This is a genomic window from Streptomyces alboniger (assembly GCF_008704395.1).
In the GTDB taxonomy this organism is placed as follows: Bacteria; Actinomycetota; Actinomycetes; order Streptomycetales; family Streptomycetaceae; genus Streptomyces; species Streptomyces alboniger.
Genome location: NZ_CP023695.1, coordinates 6,101,432 through 6,119,095 on the forward strand (window position 1 = coordinate 6,101,432; position 17,664 = coordinate 6,119,095).

Genomic DNA, 17,664 nt, shown 5'->3' on the forward strand with positions numbered 1-17,664 from the left:
GTTCCTCGTTTCTCGGTACGGGTCAGGCCGGGGTCGTGCCGGTCAGGCGTTGCCAGAGGCGGTCGTCCTGCCTGAAGAGCCGGTCCTTGACCTGAGTCGGGCGGATCCCGCTCCCTACCGCGGCGTGCCAGTCCTGGTGGAAGGCGGTGGGGTCGAGGAGCCGGAGGGCAGGGGCGCAGAGCCGACGGTCCGCACGGGCTCGCCGATAGTCGGCGGATTCCCGCTGTAGGGCGGCGTCGAGCAGAACTGCGAAGCGGCTGGACTCGGCGGCCTGCCAGGAGGTGTGCGGGGCCACCGCGAAGACGTAGTGCGAGGCCCCCGCCTGGCGTTCGACCCGACAGGCGACGTTGGAGATACCAAGTCCGGTGGCGTCGAGGGCGGTTCGCAAGGCCCGGACGACCTGAGACTCGCGCAGCCGCTCACCGACCGCGTCGGAACGATTGGCCCGGCCCGCGTACGCCACCCGCGGCACTCCGTCGACCAGGTCCTCGACCCGGATGACATCGCCGACGGCGTACCGGTAGAGCCCGCCGACATGGCTGAAGATCACGTGGTACTCGCGCCCGACCTCCAGCTCGTGCGGCAGCAGGGTCTGGGTATCAGGCGCGAGATCGGCGTCGGCGTCCACGAATTCGTACACGGCCGCCGACACCACGAGGCTCCCGGCAGAGCCGTGGCGGTCCAGGGGCACCCCGACCGGCCCCTCGGACGCCGCGACCGGCGCCGGCAGGGCCTGTACGCCTGCACCGAACCGCTCACGCAGTGCGGGCAGGTAGAGGGATGCCACCCCCGTCGTCCAACCGAACAGCGCACGGACGCGGGGCCATACTTGGGACGGATTCACGACACCGAAGTAGGCGGCGAGCCGCTCCAGTTCGGCCGCCCGGTGCGGGTCGGGGCTTCCGTACGGAACGCCCCCCAGGGTGCCGTCCCGCACGTCTCGGACGATCCGGTCCCACCACAGTTCGAGCTGGTACGGGACGGCCGCGATCATGGCCGGGTTGATCCCGATGAGACAGCGCACATCGCTCTGCACCGCTAGCCGCAGCCTCAGGTACATCTTCTCCAGATGGTCGTCGGGCGCGACATCCACCGGGAGAGTGGCCCAGGGGGCCGCGGTGCCGAGCTCGGCCGAGAGCGGCTCACCGAACTTCTCGCCGAAGTCGACCTGGCTGGCGCCGACATGGGGCTGCCCGTCAGCCGTCGTGGGAGGCGCGGAGAGCGGGTCGTGCTTGAGGTTGAGAACCGCGTCGGGCCGCTGCGCGATGTCGGGAAAGCTCTCGAGAAGGGGCGCCCAGGCCGCGTAGTAGAACGGGAAGAAGGTGGTCCTCATGAACCGCGGCGTGATGGGAATTTTTTTGTGGGCGCCGGTGCTGCCGCTACTGGTGAAGTATACGACCGGCCGGTCGGCGGTCAGCAGGTTCGGCTCGCCCGCCGCCGTGCGCTCGATCAGTGGCGCGTGGGCGGCGTAATCCTGAATGGGAACGGCTTTGCGTAAGTCGTCGATGTCGCGTATTCGGTCGAAGCCGTACTGCTTGCCGAACTCGGTTCCCGAGTTGAAGTCGACGAGGTCGGCGAGAACGCGCTGCTGCTGCCCTCGCATCTCGGTGAGCGCCTCACCGAGCCGAGCGCGTTCGGCAAACACGCGCCGCCGGTAGCGGTCCAGATGCCCGGGGGCTGCCCAGCCTATGTGTGAGGTCACGAAGTGAGCACCTCCACCACGGCGTCGGCCGCGTGGGCCGCACTGGGCTGTTCCTCGATGATGGTCACGGGTAATTCCCTTATCTCTTCCAGCATCAGTTTGTGAAGGCTCTCTTGGTAGTCCTCAAAACCCTGCCATTCGGGGAACTCGCCGAAGTACTCCAGAGCGTTGAGCCGCGCTCCATTGCCCGAACGCCGCCACGCGGACCTGGGCGAGACGTCCAGGTAGACCACGGCGCGCGGCTGCGGGAACGAGCGCCACCAGGTGTACATGGGGTTTTCCTCGATCCCGGCCAGCCGGCACTTCGCGAGGATCTTGTAGTAGTAGGAGTCCACCACCACGGGAACGTCGTCGTCCTGGCGCTGGATCTCGTCCTTCAGATGGACCACGGCCGTCTGGAGGAGACTGGCCATGAAATCAGCGGAGTACGCCGCTCCAAGATGTGGCAGGACTTCCCCGACCACATCGTGCCGTAGTCGAGTGACAAGCCCGTGCTCGGGCCTGACGAATGCATCGTCCGTGGAAAGCGTTCGCCATGTCGGCAGCCGGTGCTCAATCTCCGCCATCACCGAGGACTTGCCGGCACCGTCCGGGCCGAGCAGGACATAGAAGGGCCTGTCATTCATCGACACCTCCCCCGCTGGGAACATTCCGATGAAATCGACGATTCGGGCCGATGAAGTCGTATCCGGTCGGCGGCGAAGAATGGGCCGTCTCGTGGCCGGTATGGGAACTGGTTCCGATGATGAGGCTGTCAAACCTGGGCATAGGTGTCCCTAGAGCTTTCATGCAGAAATGGGGTGCATCGTGACGAATCGAGGGTCAATCACTAAGCGTTTCCGTGTCCGCCGACCTGACAGGCCCGAAACGTTACCTCAATGCGGGCCGTGGTCTCCAGATTTTCAGGCGATAAATTCGCCATAAGCGCCGACCGGGACGGCCGGGTCGGGGCGTTCGGGGCCATTGTTTTACCCAGTTTGTTGGGCCACTAATCGCCCCGGTAGGTGAGCGACAGGCCCGCGCGGCAGGCGAGTGTGCTCTGCGAGCGCCGCGTGGGGGAGCGGAGGCGGGATCCGGGGTAGTGGTCCCGCCTCCCCGCCCCGCTCAACGTCACCGGCCGAGCCGGCCGCGCACCATGTCGCGTATCCCGTTCAGTTCTTCGACCTTCAGGCACCCGGCGACGGCGGCGTAGGTGGCGATCAGTACGAGGCCGCCCGCCGCCAGGGCCGTGGTGGACCCCAGGGAGCCGGTGCCCATGGCTCCGATGAGGAGGTAGGCGATCGTGCCGCCTGCCAGGGCCGCCGGGATCGCGGCGGCGGTGAGGCGTGCGTACGTACGTACGTGCCACGCGGGCCCCGTCGAGGTCGCCGCCCAGGCGGTCGCGCAGTCGGCGCCAGGCCACCCCGACGCCTACCGCGAAGGCGAGCCCGTATGAGGCTGCTGCCGATGACCGCCCAGCGGGCCGGCAGGACGACGAAGGAGACGGCCGCCCCTGCCGCGTTGACCAGGGACACGACGACGGTGTTGTAGAAGGGCGTGCGGGTGTCCTCGAAGGCGTGGAAGCCGCGCGGGCGATGCGCGGCAGGACCGCGGTCATGACGGACACGGTGATGATGGCCTGCGGCATCTGCCACAGCTGCAAGGCGAAGTTGTAGGCGGTGACGCCGGTGCCGGGGTGCCCCTGCTTCTCGGCGATGGGCACCGCCCAGGTGGCGAGTTGGGTGACCACGATCAGGCCGAGCTGGTCGGCGAGGACGAAGAGCAGGGTCCACTTGGCGAGGCCGAGCGCTCTGCCGAGGCCCAGCAGACGTACGCCTGCGAGGTGATGGTGTGGGCGCCGACGTCGGAGTGGGAGAACGTGCCGAACGCCCAGATGAACGCGCCGAAGGACGCGATGATCAGGACGTTGTCGATTACGGGCGTCCACGTCATGGCGCCGAGCAGGGCGAGGACAAGGGTCATGAGGCGGTTGGCGTACGCCTCGCCGCCGTCTTCGTCATCTCTCGTCGCCCGCGCCGGACTTCAGCAGCCCGGTGCGTTGGCGGGTACGCCTGGCGCCGGCTGTACCGCGAGTTCATCGCTGTCCACCCCGTGCTTCTTCACCGGCCGCGGCCCGGCGCCTGCCCCACGGCCCTGGAGCGGCCGGCCGTTGCACTGGCCCGGGCCGTGTGCCGCGAGAGGGGGAGCGGGAAGGGGGAGTCCGTGGTGTCCACAGGCGCCAAGGGCCCGGTGGGGGACCCTGATCGGTGAGGCCGACAGGTGATGCTCATGATGGCCCAAAGGGGTTTGCGGCAACGTTCAAACGATCAGGGGAAGGCAGGCAGTCGGCCCCGCCTCACTCGGGCACCTCGGCCGTCACCGCCCACCGCGTGTCCCCGTCCAGGCGGTTCACGACGAGGGAGCCGCCGACCAGGGCCAGGCGTTCCCGCATGCCCGTGAGGCCGTAGCCGGGCGCGTGGTCCGGGTCGGGGAGGCTCGACGTCGGCGTGGCGTTCTCCACGGTGAGCCGCAGCGCGTCCGCGCGGTACTCCACCGTCACCCCGATGGTCTCGCCGGGGGCGTGCTTGGCGGCGTTGGTCAGCGCCTCGCGTGCCGTCTGCACCAGCGAGACCGTGGCCGCGGGGGAGAGCGGACGCAGTTCGCCCACGATGTCCACGTGTACCTCGCTGGGGTGGTTCGAACGGTGCTGCCCGGCGAGGCTCTTGAGCGCCTCGGGGAGCGAGGGCACATCTCCCCGCAGGGCCGCCACCGCGTTCCGCGCCTCGACCAGGCCCTCGTCCGCCAGCCGGTTGGACCGGCGCACCCGGGCCAGCGCCCCGGCCGAGTCGCCCTTCTCTATCAGTGCGGTGGCCACCTTGAGCTGGACGCTCAGCGCGCCCAGGGAGTGGGCGAGTACGTCGTGCATCTCCCGTGCGATCCTGCTGCGTTCACCCAGCGCGGCGGCCCGCGCCTGCTCCTGCTGGATCAGCTGGTTCTGCGCCAGCAGTTGCTCGGCCTGCCTGGCCCGGCCCTCGTACTGGCGCCGGTTGAGGCCGAACAGCGTCAGCACGAGGGCCAGCATCGTGTAGCCCAGCACGTACGTGAGTGGCTGCCCCGCCAGTACGCAACTGATCCAGATGGCCACCAGGCACGCGCACGTCACGACCGTGAGCATGCGCGCGGAGGAGGTGATCATCGAGGTGAACCTGCCGAGCAGTACGCACAGCATGATCACCGCGGTCGCGTCGTCGGAGTACCCCACGACCAGGGCCGGCAGCAGCGCGCTCGCCGCCAGCATGGCACTGGCGGCCTCGGGCCGGACGGGGTGCAGGACCATGAACAGGGTCCAGCACAGCAGGCTCGCCGCGTACACGCCCCAGACCCAGAGCGTGTCCTCCCTGGCCGTGACCATGGCCACGACGAGCACGGCCGTACCGAGGAACTGCACCACGAGCCAGGCGGGCGCCAGCCGGTCCACGATGCGCCAACTGCCGCGTGCGGGTGCCTTGTTCACCTTGCTCCAACGATGTCGCGCGATGGCCCCGGGATGTGTGGGCAAGCCTATTTGGGGCCCGTTCTCCGATAGATGATGATCATGGCGATCAGTACGAGAATAACCGCTGCCACCACGATGCCCATCTTCCACAGCCGGTCCAGCAGCACCGCGAAGAGGATGTCTCCCGCCTCCTCACCGCCTGCCTGCTGAACCGTCCCGTTCATGAGCGGCCACCGCCCTTGGTGTCGCGGTCCAGGGCCCGGAGCCGGCCCCGCACGGTGTGCTCCACCCGCCTTCTGAGCACGCCGAGACGGCCGCTGCGCTTGAGGACGATCAGGATCGTGAAGGCGATGATCACGAGCACTGCGACGGCGCCGACGATCAGGGCGAAGCGGATCAACAGGATGGTCATGACCGTATCGAGGTCCAGGGCCAGGCTCATGTGCGTTCCTTCCGGGGAATGCCCAGAGGGTAGGGACGAGGGGCCGTGCCGCGGGCCCACCCTGTGGTGGAGATCAGGGCGGAGATCCTCGGCCTGGCAGGTCTGCGGATTGCGGGTAGGTTGGGTCGCCGAAGGAGAGCGGGGGACGCCTGGTTCGGCGGCCGCGCTCGGACCGCAAGAGGTGTGTGGGGGGTCGCCGGCGTGGATGCTGAGCCCGGTTCGGCGCGGATTCGCGTCATGGTCGTGGACGACCAGCAAATCGTTCGTGAAGGTCTGATGTCGTTGCTCGATCTGATGGATGACATCGAGGTGGTGGGAGGCGCGGCCGACGGCGCGGAGGCGGTGCGCCTAGCCGGCGAGACCTCGCCCCGGGTGGTGCTCATGGACTTGCGCATGCCGGGCATGGGCGGTGCGGAGGCCACCCGGCGGATCCTGTCGGAACACCCGGACGTCGCAGTGCTGGTGCTCTCGACGTTCGCCGACGACGAGTCCCTCGTCGACGCGTTGAACGCCGGGGCGTGCGGCTATCTGACCAAGGACGCCAACCAGGAGCAGATCGCGGTGGCCATCCGCAGCTCCGCCCACGGGCAGTCCACGTTCGATCCGGCGGTGACCCGCCGGCTGACCGCGGCGCTCAGCGTGCCCGCGGCGCCCCCGGTCGCCCCGAGCCGGTCCTCGCCGCCCCCGTCCGCCCCGGCCCCGGCCCGGCGCCGGGTCAACCCCGACGGTCTGACCGGCCGCGAGGTCGATGTGCTCAAGCTGATCGCCCAGGGGCTGAGCAACGGGGAGATCGCCTCGACGCTCTTCATCGAGGAAACGACGGTGAAGACGCACATCAACAACGCCTTCGCCAAGATCAACGCGCGCAACCGGGCCGACGCCGTGCGCTACGCCTACCAGCAGGGGCTGGCGCGTCCCTGACCGAGTGTCCCTGACCGCGTCCCTGACCGCGCGTCATGGCACGGGTGTGTCCGAACCCCTACCGTTGAGGTTCATTTGAGGTTTGAGCACCCCTGAGGGGCGGGCATGGCGTAAATCACGTCCGCGCCGCCTTGATGTCGCCCCCAGGGGGCGCATCCCTCGTGGAACTCGGCCTTTGCGCCTCCGGACCCCTGCGCCACCCCCAGTGCCCGGTGCCGCAAACCCCTCCATGTGACCGCGCAGCCCCTAAATAGGGGTACCCCCTACTTTGATCAAGCTGTCTACTATTGCTGCCATCGGCGAGTACGTCGCACCGAGCACTTAATCGAAGGCGGAACGGCAGCCAATGATTGAAACGATAACCAACACGCCCTGGCTGATACGGTTCCGGTCGGCCCCGCAGGCCAGGACCCGTCTCGTCTGCTTGCCTCACGCGGGTGGCTCAGCATCTTTTTACTTTCCCATGACCCGGACGGTTGCTCCCGATACGGACGTCCTCGCGGTGCAATATCCGGGACGCCAGGATCGCCGGTCCGAACCCTGTCTCACGGATTTGGGACAGCTCGCCGACGAGGTCGCGTCGGCCCTTGAGCCGTGGCTCGATCTGCCCACCGTCCTCTTCGGTCACAGCATGGGGGCGACGCTCGCCTTCGAGGTGGCCCGCCGGCTGGAGCGGAACCCGGCATTCACTCCGCGGCGGATCATCGCCTCGGGGCGGCGCGCACCTTCCACGCACCGCGACGAGACGGTCCACAAGCGCGACGACGACGGCATCATCGCCGAGATGCGCCTGCTCAGTGGCACCGATCCCCGCATCCTGGCCGACGAGGAGTTCCTCCGGATGGCGATGCCGGCCATCCGGGGCGACTACACCGCGATCGAGACGTACCGGGTCGAGCCGGGCGCCAAGGTGCGCGCGCCGATCACCGTGCTCACCGGTGACACCGACGTACGGACGAGCGCGGAAGAGGCCGCGGCGTGGCGGCAGCACACCACCGGTGACTTCGAACTGCACACCTTCGCGGGCGGTCACTTCTTCCTGGCCGATCACCTGGAGCGGGTCGGCGGAATCGTTTCCGACTGTCTGCTCTAGTCGGCTGCGCAGAACCCGCGCCCGCATGACCGGCGTGCGAGGGTTTTTTGCGGTTCGCATTCATTGACATAGTATTCACCGTCGGGCTTTCCCTTTCATTGCGAAAGTTCCGGCGGCTCGGGGGAGAAATATGTTCTTGGACGCACACTATGTCGAGCGGGAAAAGCAGCGGAACCTGCTGCGAGAGCTCCTGGGAAAAGCGGGCGAGGGGCAGGGGCAGGTCGCACTGCTCAGTGGTGCGGTCGCCAGTGGGAAATCGGCGCTATTGATGAATTGCGCCGACCAGGCGCTGGCGGAGGGCGCGCTCCTGCTGGACACCGCGGGGGTCCCCGCCGAGCGTGACCGGCCGTTCGGCCTCCTCGGCAGGATCTTCGCGAGCGCGCCGCTGACCTCGGCCGCCCACGCCGAAGTGGCCCGGCTGATCGACGGCGTGGCCGGGGGCGAGTCGTCGGTCCACGACCAGATGCTGGCCATGCCCCAGCTGAGCGCGGTGCTCCTTGACTTGGCCAAGGACCATCTCGTGGTGATCGCAGTCGACGATGTTCATGACAGCGATCAGGCCTCACTTCGGTTTCTGCTCTATCTGACCCGCCGCATTCGCCACTGCCGGATGCTGGTCGTCCTGACCGAACCCGCGAGACTCGAATCGGGGAAGCGCGGATTCCACACGGAACTCGCGCATCTGCCTCACTGCACCCTGCTGCGACTGAAGTTGCTGTCACCGATGGGAACCGTCGGACTCCTGAGCGAACATTTCACGCCGTCGACGGCCGCGCGCCTCGCCCCGGAACTGCACGACATCACCGGCGGCAGCCCGCTTCTGCTCCGGGCGCTGGTCGAGGACCGCCTCACCGCCACCGAGGCGGGCGACCCGTACCAGCCGCTCGTACGAGGCGACAACTACGCGCAAGCCGTGCTCGACTGCCTGCACCGGTGCGGCCCCGAACCGCTGGAGATCGCGCGGGGCATCGCCGTCCTCGGGGCGCACACCGGGCCGGGGCTGCTCAGCCGTCTCCTCGGCCTCCACCTCAGAGACGTCGAGCAGGCCGTCGCGGACCTCGGCCAGTGCGGGCTCCTGAGCGAAGGCCGCTTCCGCGACGAGCAGGCCGCGGCCGTCGTACGGGACGCCGTACCGGCCGACCGCCTCTCGGGGCTGCACACCCGCGCCGCCGAACTCCTGCACCAGGACGGCTCGGCCGCGTACGACATCGCCCGCCACCTCGTCGTGGCCGGGGACACGGCGGACCTCTGGGCGGTTCCGGTGCTCCAGGAGGCCGCCGAGTACGCCCTGGCCGACGGCGACATGGACTTCGCCCACCGCTGCCTCGCCCTCGCCCGGAACTCCTGCCGGGACGACCGGGTGCGCGCCTCGCTCACCGTCAAGCTGGCCGGTGTCGTCTGGCGCACTGATCCGGCGGCCGTCGACATCGACGCCCCGGCGCTCCTGCTGGACGCGAAGGCGGGCCGCCTCTCGCCCGGCGACCTCGTGGTGTCCCTGTCGTACCTGGCCTGGTCGGGCCGGCTGCACGAGGCGAGAGAGGTGCTGGAGGCCCTCGAAGGCACCGACGGCTGGTCCGGGCGCGAGGAGCGGACGGCCCTGGCCGCCGCCCGCCGCTGGCTGACCGTGCTCAGCCCCTCGCTGGGCATGGAGCCCGGCGACGAGGAGCCGATGCGCCCGGGGCCCGCCGACACCCTCGCGGGAGACGCGGAGATCGCCCATCTGCACGCCTCCTCCGCGGTGGCGGCCGCCCTGTCGGAGAGCAGGCGCGAGGACGCGGTGGCCGAAGCCACCCGGGTGCTCCAGCGCTACCGGCTCGACGACGGCTATGTGCAGCCCCTGGCCCTCGCCCTCTGGGCGCTGGTGTACGCCGGCCGACTGGATCTCGCCGCCCCTTGGTGCGAGCGGCTGCTCAACGAATCGGCGGACCACCACGCCCGGCCCTGGCAGGCCGTGTTCACCTCCGTAAGGGCCGAGACGGCCCTGCGCCAGGGCGACCTGCCCAGCGCGAAGGTGCACGCCGAAGCGGCACTGCGGCACCTGGGGCCGCGGGGCTGGTCCCTCGCTCGCACCTTCCCGCTCGCCACGCTGATCCAGGCACACACCGGCATGGGGCAGTTCGACGAGGCGGAGAGCCTGCTCGGCCAGACCGTGCCGGAGGCGTTCCTGCACACCCTGCCCGGCCTGCACTACGCACGCGCCCGAGGCCGCTGGAATCTGGCCACCGGCCGCTACCACGCCGCTCTCGGAGACTTCCTGGCCTGCGGCGAGGCCCTTGAGGAGTGGGGTATCGACGCCCCCGAGCTGGTGCCGTGGCGGCTCGACGCGGCGGAGACCTGGCTGGCCCTCGGCCACCCCGACAAGGCCCGGAGCCTGGCTGAGCAGCAACTGCTGCGCAGCCCCGACCGGGCGCGCGGTACGGCGCTGCGGCTGGTCGGCGCGACCGGCGAGGGCCGCCGCGGGCTCCAGCAGCTCCAGGAAGCGGTGGAGATACTGGAGAACGGCGGCGACCGGCTGCAACTGGCGCTGTGCCTGGGCGAGTTGGGGCGGCTCTACCGGGTGATGGACGATGTCAACCGAGCCCGGATGCTCGTTCGCAAGGCGTGGCACGTGGCCAAGTCGTGCGGCGCCGAGCCGCTCTGCCGCCAGCTGATACCGGGCGGCGCGGACCCCGACCTGGAGACACCGCGTCACGAGCCCGTGCTGCCGCAGGACACGGCCGCGCTGACCGAGGCGGAGAGCCGCGTGGCCGTGCTGGCGGCCCACGGCAACACGAACCGGGAGATCGCGGCGAGGCTGTACGTCACCGTCAGCACGGTGGAACAGCATCTGACGCGCATCTACCGGAAGTTAAAGGTCAACAGGCGCCGCGACCTGTCGACCCGGCTGGCAGGCGGCGGCGACGCCCAGTTCGCGCTGAACGGCAGGCAAACAGTCGCCGATCTGGTTGCGATGGAGGTGACGTCCTGTGGAACAGGCCGTCGCGACTAACCGCATCTGTACATGACCTTGACACCTATCAGGTGTCCTGACCGGAGATGATCGACCGGTCACCCCCGTTCCGCCGGGCCGCCGCGGAACGAACGGGGGGCAGTACGGGCAGTACCCCCGCACCGGGGGGATCGCAACGGGGAAGCGCAGTGGCAGTCGGATCCCGGCCTCGGCCGGGACAGCGGCACCGGCCGCCGCAGCGCACATCGCAACGGGGAAGCACGACGTGCAGGCAGGACCAGTCGACCGCTGGCGTGTCCGTACCTCGTCGCCACTCGTGAGCGACGGAGGGGAAGGACACGTGGCCATGTTGGTGTATCGGGGCGAGGAAGCGGCGCGGCTCCGCGAGTTTCTCGAGGCGGACCCCAGGACGGGGAGACCCGGCCCCCGCCTCGCGGTCATCAGCGGCGCGGCCGGCATGGGCAAGACCGAACTCCTCCACACCATCGCGGAGTTCGCCGCGGCGAACCGGGTCACCGTGGTGAGCGCCGTGGCGGCGCCCACGGAACAGGACCTGCCGTACGCCGTACTGGAACAGCTCCAGCAGGGCGTGCCGGCCGAGCCGGGGCCGAAGCCAGGGCAGGAGCAGGAGCACCGGACGGACCCCCCGGGGCGCCCGGAAGCCGCGGCGCCCTCCGCGCCCGCCGCCCCCGCCTCCCAGGTCCCGCTGCGGGTCCTGAGCGAACTGACGCGCGGTTTCGGCGCACCGGCCGCTGCCGGGCGGGTGCTCATCACCGTCGACGACATCCAGTTCGCGGACGCCCAGTCCCGCCAGGTCCTGGAGTACCTCCTGCGGAACTCCGGGTTCTCCGGTCTGTCCGTGGTGGTGACGGAAGGGCCCGCGCCGACCGGGGAGGCCTTCTGCGCCGACGCGGCGCCGGAAGCCGGCCGCGTGCTGCGTATGCGGCTCGGACCGCTCGGCGTCGAGGACGTCGGCCGGCTGCTCGCCGACCAGCTCCCCGCCGCCGAGGCCACCCACCTCGCCCCGGACTTCCACCGGGCGACGGGCGGCAATCCCATGCTGCTCAAGGCGCTCGCCGCGGACCAGCTCCTGCCGTCGGCCGCCCGCCGGGGCGGCGGGACACCGCAGGCCGGCGACCTGTTCCGGCAGGCCGCGCTGCGCTGTGCGCAGCGCAGCGGTGACTACGCCCTGGCCGTCGCGCGCGGTCTCGCGCTGCTCCGGGAGCCCCCGACCTCGCCGAACGTGAGTCTGCTGCTCAGCGTCGAGGACCGGACGATCCGGTCGGCCGCGGCCGCCCTGGAGGACGCGGGCATCCTGTGCGGACGGCGGTTCCGGCACGAAGCGATGGGGGAGGCCGTACTGGACGACCTGTCGACCGAGGAGGCCGCGCGGCTGCACTACTGCGCGGCCAAGCTGCTGCACCAGAGCGGTGCGGACCCCGTGCGGGTCGCGACTCAGCTGCTGGCCCAGGATCTGCGGGGGCCGGTGGACGAGGCATGGGTGTGGGAGGTCCTCCAGGAGGCCGCCCGCCAGGCGCCGGCCGGGGGTGAGCCCGACTTCGCGGTGCGGTGCCTACAGATGGCCGAGCGCTGCTGCCGGGACGAGCCGACCCGGTTGTCCATCCGGGCCCAACTGGCCGAACTCAACTGGGGCCACCAGCCGGCGACCGCCGCCCAACAGGTGCGGTCACTGGCCCTGCCGGCCCGCGACGGCCGGCTGCCGATCAGCTACACCCTGCGGCTGGTACCCAAGCTGATGTGGTACGGGTACGTGGACGAGGCGACCGCCGCCCTCCGGCTGGCGAGCACGACCGCCGCCGAGACGCACGCGCCGCGCCTGGACGACGAGGTCAGGGCGACCCGGTTGCAGGTGGCCGGTACGTACCCGGACGCCCTCACGGAGAACGACCGGGCTCCCTACGCCGAGCAGCGGCCGGAACGGGAGGCGGCCACCGCGTCCGTGTCCACCGCGGCGACCGAATCCGCGGCGACCGAAACCACGGCCACCGCCCCCATGCTGACGAAGCCCACGCCGACGAAGTCCACGGAGTCCCACCCCGCCCCGACCGCACTCAGCCCGACCGCATCCGCCCCGACGGCATCCGCCTCGACCGCATCCGCCTCGACCGCATCCGCCCCGACGAAGCCCGCCCCGGGTGCCGCTGCCCGCGCCCGGGTCCGGGTGTTCGGCGCGCTCAACTCCGTACTGGGTCTGCGGTCGGAGTCGACGGCGGTGGCGGACGCCGAGCAGATCCTGCGGTCCACCATGCTGACCGAGACCACCGTCGAGATGCTGCTGGCCGCGCTGGGAGCCCTCATCCTCAGCGATCTGCTCGCCTCCTCGGCCCGCTGGTGCGACCGGCTGCTTGGACAGGCCCGCGGCAAGCGCGCCCTGGCCATGCTCATGGCCATCCGGGCGCACATCTTCCTGCGGCAAGGCAATCTCACCGCGGCCGTGGAGCGAGCCGAGGCATCGCTGGCGCGGCTGCCCGCGCACGGCTGGGGCGTCGGCATCGGACTGCCCCTGTCGGCCCTGGTGGAGGCCCGCACCCGCATGGGGCACCACGAGGCGGCGGCGGAACTGCTCGAACGGCCGGTACCCGACGCGATGTTCAGGACCCGCTACGGCCTCTCCTACCTCCACGCGCGCGCGGCGCTACAGCTACAGACCGGGCGTCACCACGCCGCTCTCGCCGACTTCATGCGGTGCGGCGAACTCATGATGGCCTGGGGCATGGACTCACCCGCCCTGGTGCCGTGGCGCACCGGTGCGGCGCAGACCTGGCTGAGGCTTCAGGATTCCGAACGGGCCGCGGCCCTGGTCGAGGACGAACTGTCCCGCACGCACCCCAAACACCTGCGCACCCGGGGCGCCGCCCTGCGGGTGCTGGCCGCCACCCGCCCCCTCCCGCAACGACCCGCCCTGCTGGAGGAAGCGGTGCGACTGCTCCGCGACGCCGGTGACTCGTACACCATGGCCCTGGCCATGACCGACCTCGGCCACGCCTACAAGCGGCTCGGCGCACCGGCCAAGGGACGTGGACTGGTCCGGCAGGCGGGGCAGATGGCCGACATCTGCGGCGCGTACGAACCCTTCCGGGCGCCCCAGCCCGTCGCGGCCCGCGTCGCCCCCGCCCGTGTCGCCCCGGCCGGTCCCGGAGCCCTGCCCGAAGGACCGGAACCGACCTCCGGGGCCGGGATCCGCGCGGAGGAGGCCCTGACGGAGGCCGAACGCCGGGTGGCCAGGCTGGCCGCGCTCGGCCACACCAACCGCGAGATCTCCAGCAAGCTCTTCATCACCGTCAGCACGGTGGAGCAACATCTCACCCGGGTCTACCGGAAGATCAACATCAGGCGCCGACAGGACCTGCCGACCACTTTGGACTTCGATGTCGCCGACTGCGCCTGAACGACAACTCCTCGCCGTGAGCGATCTTCACGTCGGGATGGCCGACAACTGGCCGATCACCGAATCCCTGCGCCCGGAGAGCGACGGAGACTGGCTGATCGTGGCCGGGGACGTCGCCGAACTGACGCAGGACATCGAGCGGGCACTGCGGATGCTGGCCGACCGTTTCGCCAAGGTGATCTGGGCGCCGGGCAACCACGAACTGTGGACGCCGCGCGAGGATCCGGTCCAACTGCGCGGCGAAGCCCGCTACCGGCACCTGGTGGAACTCTGCGCAAGCCTCGGCGTGGTGACCCCGGAGGACCCCTACCCGGTCTGGGACGGCCCGGGAGGTCCCCTCGCCGTCGCCCCGCTCTTCGTGCTCTACGACTACACCTTCCGGGCGCCCGGCGCCCGGACCGAGGAGGAGTCACTGGCCCGCGCCTACGAAGCGGGTGTGGTGTGCACGGACGAGTTCCTGCTCCACCCCGACCCCCATCCCGGCCGGGCCGCGTGGTGCCGGGCGCGCGTCGCGGAGACCGAACGCCGCCTGGCCGCGCACGACCCTGGCCTGCCCCTCGTACTCGTGAACCACTTCCCGCTGGTGCGGCAGCCCACGGACGTCCTGTGGCACCCGGAGTTCGCCCAGTGGTGCGGTACCGAGCTGACAGCCGACTGGCACACCCGCTTCCACACCGCCGCGGTCGTCTACGGGCACCTGCACATCCCACGCACCACCTGGTACGACGGGGTCCGCTTCGAGGAGGTCTCCATCGGCTACCCACGCGAGTGGCGCAAACGCGGCCACCCACGAGGCCTGCTGCGCCGGATCGCTCCGGTCACACCGGAGACCGTGGCCCCGCAGGGCACCGCCGACCGACTGAAGGGGCGTCCATGATCAGCCAGTTGCTGCCGAAGACGGTCGTCTGCGCGGAGGCCTACGAGGACGGGGAGAGCCCGGAGACAGCCCTGTATCCCGAGGAGGCGGCCCTCGTCGCGTCCTCGGTGCCCGGACGGCGCGCGGAGTTCGCGACCGTACGGGCCTGCGCGCGGCGGGCGCTCGCCGGTCTGGGGCTGCCGCCCTCGCCGGTGCTGCCGGGGGTGCGCAACGTGCCGCAGTGGCCGAAGGGCGTGGTGGGAAGCATGACCCACTGTGCGGGTTACCGCGCCGCGGCGCTGGCCAAGGCCGACGACGTCCTGGCGGTCGGCATCGACGCGGAGCCCGACGGGCCGCTCCCGGACGGTGTACTGGAGGCGATCGCACTGCCGCGTGAGGCCGCGTGGGCGCTCGCCCCGGGGACGGCCGGTCCCGTGCACCGGGACCGTTTGCTGTTCAGCGCCAAGGAGTGCGTCTACAAGACCTGGTTCCCGCTCATCCGGCGCGAGATCGACTTCGATGACGCGGAGATCACCTTCAGCGATGCCGCCGGATCGTCCGGGACGTTCTCGGCGCGGATCCTGCGCCCGGGGCGGCTGCCCGACGGGGGGCCGCTGACGGGTTTCACGGGCCGTTGGCTCGCTCGGGACGGGCTGCTCGTCACCGCGATCGCGCTGGAGGCCAAGGGGCCCGCCCGCTCATAGGAATCCGCCGCCCGCTCATAAGAACCCGCGCGTTCATAAGAATCCGCCCGCCAGGATCCCACCTGCGCACAAAAAGCGGACGCCGGTTCCGATGGTCGATCGGAACCGGCGCCCGCCGGACGCTGCCGGACGGGGGACCGACAGCGGGTTCAAGGGGACCTGACGTAGCGTCAGGCCCAGGTCACGCGGTGGCCGTTGCCGTAGCTGTCGCCGTGGCGCCGGCTGTGGCGACGAGCGACTCGAGGTGAGTGACCACCTCGCCGATGCCGGGAAGGCCGAGCATCTGCCGGTGGGCGCTGCGTATGCCCGCCTGGATCCGGTCGTCGCCGAGCACCTGCTTGCAGGCCAGGGCGACGCCCTCGGCCGTCACGTCGGTGACATGGGCGCCGAGGCCCAGCTCCGCCAGCCGCTCGGAGTTGTGCAGGTGGTCGCCGAACTGGGGCAGTGACACCATCGGCACACCCTGCCGGATGGCCTCACGCACACTGTTGTAACCACCGTGCGTCACGAACAGCTGGGCGCACTCCAGGAGTTGCTGCTGCGGCAGCCAGTCCATCACGGTCACGTTGTCCCCCACCGTGACGCCGTCGATGGGGAAGCCCGCGGTGGCCACGACCGCGTGGCAGTCGAGTGCGGAGAGCCCATCGATGATGGCCCGCAGCGTCTCGGAGGGGTGGAGCATGCCCTCGGGCGGCTCGACGCCCTGCTCCTTCATGCCCATCACCGTGGGCAGTGCGCTGCCCACCGACGCCACCACCAGCGGGCGGTCGCCCGGCAGTTCGGCCAGCTCGGCGGGGAGGCCCCGTGTGCCGTGCAGCGCCGCGGGCTGCTGGTAGGCGAACGCCTGCGGTGCCGGGTAGCGGGTGAAGGAGAACGCGTGGGGGACGCAGTCGATGCGGCCGAAGGGGTAGACCGACCACGGCTCCGTCCGGGGCGGCAGGCCGACTTCGACGCGCCGCTCGTTCAGGAAAGGCAGCAGGCCTTCGGGATCGGTGACATTCGTCGGCCCCGAGGGGCAGGAGACGTGCGGAATGCCGAGCGCTTCGGCGACCAGTACGCCGGTCAGTTCGCCACCGTCCCGCAATACCAGATCGGGATTCCATTCCCGGGCGATCGGAATGATCCGCTCGAAGGTGGTGGTGATATGCGGGCCGCCGCCCCAGAGGATCATCTGCAACCTGTTGTCGACGACGATCTCCTCGCCGGGGTTGCTCTCCTCGAAGCGGGCCCGCAGGGAGAATATGGAGTGCATGATCTCCGGAATGCCCGGCATCACGGGCCGTACGGTGACCGGCGAACCCTCGAATACGGGGACGAGATGCTCGGGCACCGTGGCGAGAACCTCGTGGCCCGCCTCGGCCAGCGCCCGTGCCAGCGGCAGCACCTCATTGGCATGCCCCTGAGTTCCGGTCACCGTACAGAAAACTCGCATTTCCAGATCTCCCTGACGTTCCGTGTGTGCCGCGCCGGCCCAATTTCCTGAAGTGAATGTTTCCGGCCGGCGAGAGGCGGCGACAACCCCTACCCGCCCCTCCCGTACGACGGTCAGGCGGCGCTGGTCTGCTTGGTCCGTCCCGCGGACGCCACGGGCTTCGGCCGCCGGATCCAGCGGATGGCGACACCGACCGTGCGGACCAGAACCATGGCCATGGCCATCAGGACGAAGAAGGCGGCCACCCCGTCGGGGTCGATCTGCTGCTCGACCGTCCACTTGCCGAAATCGGCGCGGAAGGAATCGATGTTCTCCAGCGACCAGATGAACGTGAGCCGACTGACGAGCACGATCAGCCAGATGGCGAGGTAACTCCAGCCGGCCCGGGTGTAGGTCTTTCCGGTGGCCGTGTCGTTCTCGACGGTCATGGTGTAGAGCAGTCCGACACCGATGACCGCGCCGATGGCGATTCCGACACCGGCCGACGTGAGATTGGGCTGCGTCGTCTTCATGTTGTGCAGCATGTCGTAGGCGAAATAGGCCACGAGTCCCAGCGGCATGAGCAGCTTGAGGAGTCCGAAGCGATGCCGCCCCACCTGGGTGGTAAGGACGATGGTGATCAGGATCCCGGCCAGGAACAGAGCATCCAACATGGCGTCAGTCACTGCGTACCTCCGCTT

General features: G+C 70.1%; 13 protein-coding genes and 1 pseudogene. 6 read left to right on the forward strand and 8 right to left on the reverse strand.

The window, feature by feature from the left end; translation table 11 throughout:
- Positions 1–22: 22 nt before the first annotated feature.
- The 6 genes and pseudogenes from CP975_RS27225 to CP975_RS27245 form a co-directional block, all read right to left on the reverse strand.
- Positions 23–1,702: a GH3 family acyl-acid amido synthetase gene (locus CP975_RS27225; protein ID WP_055527417.1), complete on the reverse strand. Its 1,680-nt coding sequence runs from the start codon at positions 1,700–1,702 to the stop codon at positions 23–25.
- Positions 1,699–2,328 carry a hypothetical protein gene (locus CP975_RS27230; protein ID WP_055527431.1) on the reverse strand — a complete coding sequence of 210 codons (630 nt, stop codon included), beginning with the start codon at positions 2,326–2,328 and terminating at the stop codon, positions 1,699–1,701. The genes CP975_RS27225 and CP975_RS27230 overlap by 4 nt, the downstream gene beginning before the upstream one ends.
- Positions 2,329–2,812: 484 nt before the next feature.
- A pseudogene (locus CP975_RS27235) lies at positions 2,813–3,715 on the reverse strand (lipid II flippase MurJ); the annotation flags it as partial.
- 322 nt (positions 3,716–4,037) lie between these two features.
- Entirely contained in the window at positions 4,038–5,195 is a 1,158-nt protein-coding gene (locus tag CP975_RS27240) for a sensor histidine kinase (RefSeq protein WP_055527415.1), read from the reverse strand.
- 47 nt (positions 5,196–5,242) lie between these two features.
- Positions 5,243–5,401 carry a hypothetical protein gene (locus tag CP975_RS35145; protein WP_167532737.1) on the reverse strand — a complete coding sequence of 53 codons (159 nt, stop codon included), beginning with the start codon at positions 5,399–5,401 and terminating at the stop codon, positions 5,243–5,245.
- On the reverse strand, positions 5,398–5,619 hold the full coding sequence (locus CP975_RS27245; protein ID WP_055527414.1) for a hypothetical protein: 222 nt from the start codon (positions 5,617–5,619) through the stop codon (positions 5,398–5,400). Before CP975_RS27245 ends, CP975_RS35145 begins: the two co-directional genes overlap by 4 nt.
- A 237-nt stretch (positions 5,620–5,856) precedes the next feature.
- On the opposite strand from CP975_RS27245, the gene CP975_RS27250 reads away from it, so the two are divergent.
- From CP975_RS27250 to CP975_RS27275, 6 genes are all read left to right on the forward strand, one after another.
- On the forward strand, positions 5,857–6,540 hold the full coding sequence (locus tag CP975_RS27250; RefSeq protein ID WP_055527413.1) for a response regulator: 684 nt from the start codon (positions 5,857–5,859) through the stop codon (positions 6,538–6,540).
- A gap of 346 nt (positions 6,541–6,886) precedes the next feature.
- Positions 6,887–7,633, forward strand: coding sequence for a thioesterase II family protein (locus CP975_RS27255; protein ID WP_055527412.1), 747 nt, complete (start codon positions 6,887–6,889; stop codon positions 7,631–7,633).
- 130 nt (positions 7,634–7,763) lie between these two features.
- Positions 7,764–10,622, forward strand: coding sequence for a helix-turn-helix transcriptional regulator (locus tag CP975_RS27260; protein ID WP_150477443.1), 2,859 nt, complete (start codon positions 7,764–7,766; stop codon positions 10,620–10,622).
- 307 nt (positions 10,623–10,929) lie between these two features.
- Complete coding sequence (locus tag CP975_RS27265; RefSeq protein WP_150477444.1) at positions 10,930–13,992, forward strand: helix-turn-helix transcriptional regulator; 3,063 nt, start codon at positions 10,930–10,932, stop codon at positions 13,990–13,992.
- A complete protein-coding gene (locus tag CP975_RS27270; protein WP_150477445.1) occupies positions 13,973–14,869 on the forward strand; it encodes a metallophosphoesterase family protein in 897 nt (298 codons plus the stop codon). The genes CP975_RS27265 and CP975_RS27270 overlap by 20 nt, the downstream gene beginning before the upstream one ends.
- On the forward strand, positions 14,866–15,552 hold the full coding sequence (locus tag CP975_RS27275; protein ID WP_055528644.1) for a 4'-phosphopantetheinyl transferase family protein: 687 nt from the start codon (positions 14,866–14,868) through the stop codon (positions 15,550–15,552). The genes CP975_RS27270 and CP975_RS27275 overlap by 4 nt, the downstream gene beginning before the upstream one ends.
- Positions 15,553–15,733: 181 nt before the next feature.
- On the opposite strand, the gene CP975_RS27280 is transcribed toward CP975_RS27275, so the two are convergent.
- Entirely contained in the window at positions 15,734–16,966 is a 1,233-nt protein-coding gene (locus CP975_RS27280; protein ID WP_199782907.1) for a glycosyltransferase, read from the reverse strand.
- Positions 16,967–17,097: 131 nt separating this feature from the next.
- On the reverse strand, positions 17,098–17,649 hold the full coding sequence (locus CP975_RS27285; protein WP_070321168.1) for a CcdC protein domain-containing protein: 552 nt from the start codon (positions 17,647–17,649) through the stop codon (positions 17,098–17,100).
- Positions 17,650–17,664 lie beyond the last annotated feature (15 nt).

Coding starts and splice junctions, on each gene's coding strand:
- CP975_RS27255 (WP_055527412.1), top strand. CDS start 6,887: ATGATTGAAACGATAACCAACACGCCCTGGCTGATACGGTTCCGGTCG.
- CP975_RS27250 (WP_055527413.1), top strand. CDS start 5,857: ATGGTCGTGGACGACCAGCAAATCGTTCGTGAAGGTCTGATGTCGTTG.
- CP975_RS27260 (WP_150477443.1), top strand. CDS start 7,764: ATGTTCTTGGACGCACACTATGTCGAGCGGGAAAAGCAGCGGAACCTG.
- CP975_RS27275 (WP_055528644.1), top strand. CDS start 14,866: ATGATCAGCCAGTTGCTGCCGAAGACGGTCGTCTGCGCGGAGGCCTAC.
- CP975_RS27265 (WP_150477444.1), top strand. CDS start 10,930: ATGTTGGTGTATCGGGGCGAGGAAGCGGCGCGGCTCCGCGAGTTTCTC.
- CP975_RS35145 (WP_167532737.1), bottom strand. CDS start 5,401: ATGAACGGGACGGTTCAGCAGGCAGGCGGTGAGGAGGCGGGAGACATC.
- CP975_RS27245 (WP_055527414.1), bottom strand. CDS start 5,619: ATGAGCCTGGCCCTGGACCTCGATACGGTCATGACCATCCTGTTGATC.
- CP975_RS27270 (WP_150477445.1), top strand. CDS start 13,973: ATGTCGCCGACTGCGCCTGAACGACAACTCCTCGCCGTGAGCGATCTT.
- CP975_RS27230 (WP_055527431.1), bottom strand. CDS start 2,328: ATGAATGACAGGCCCTTCTATGTCCTGCTCGGCCCGGACGGTGCCGGC.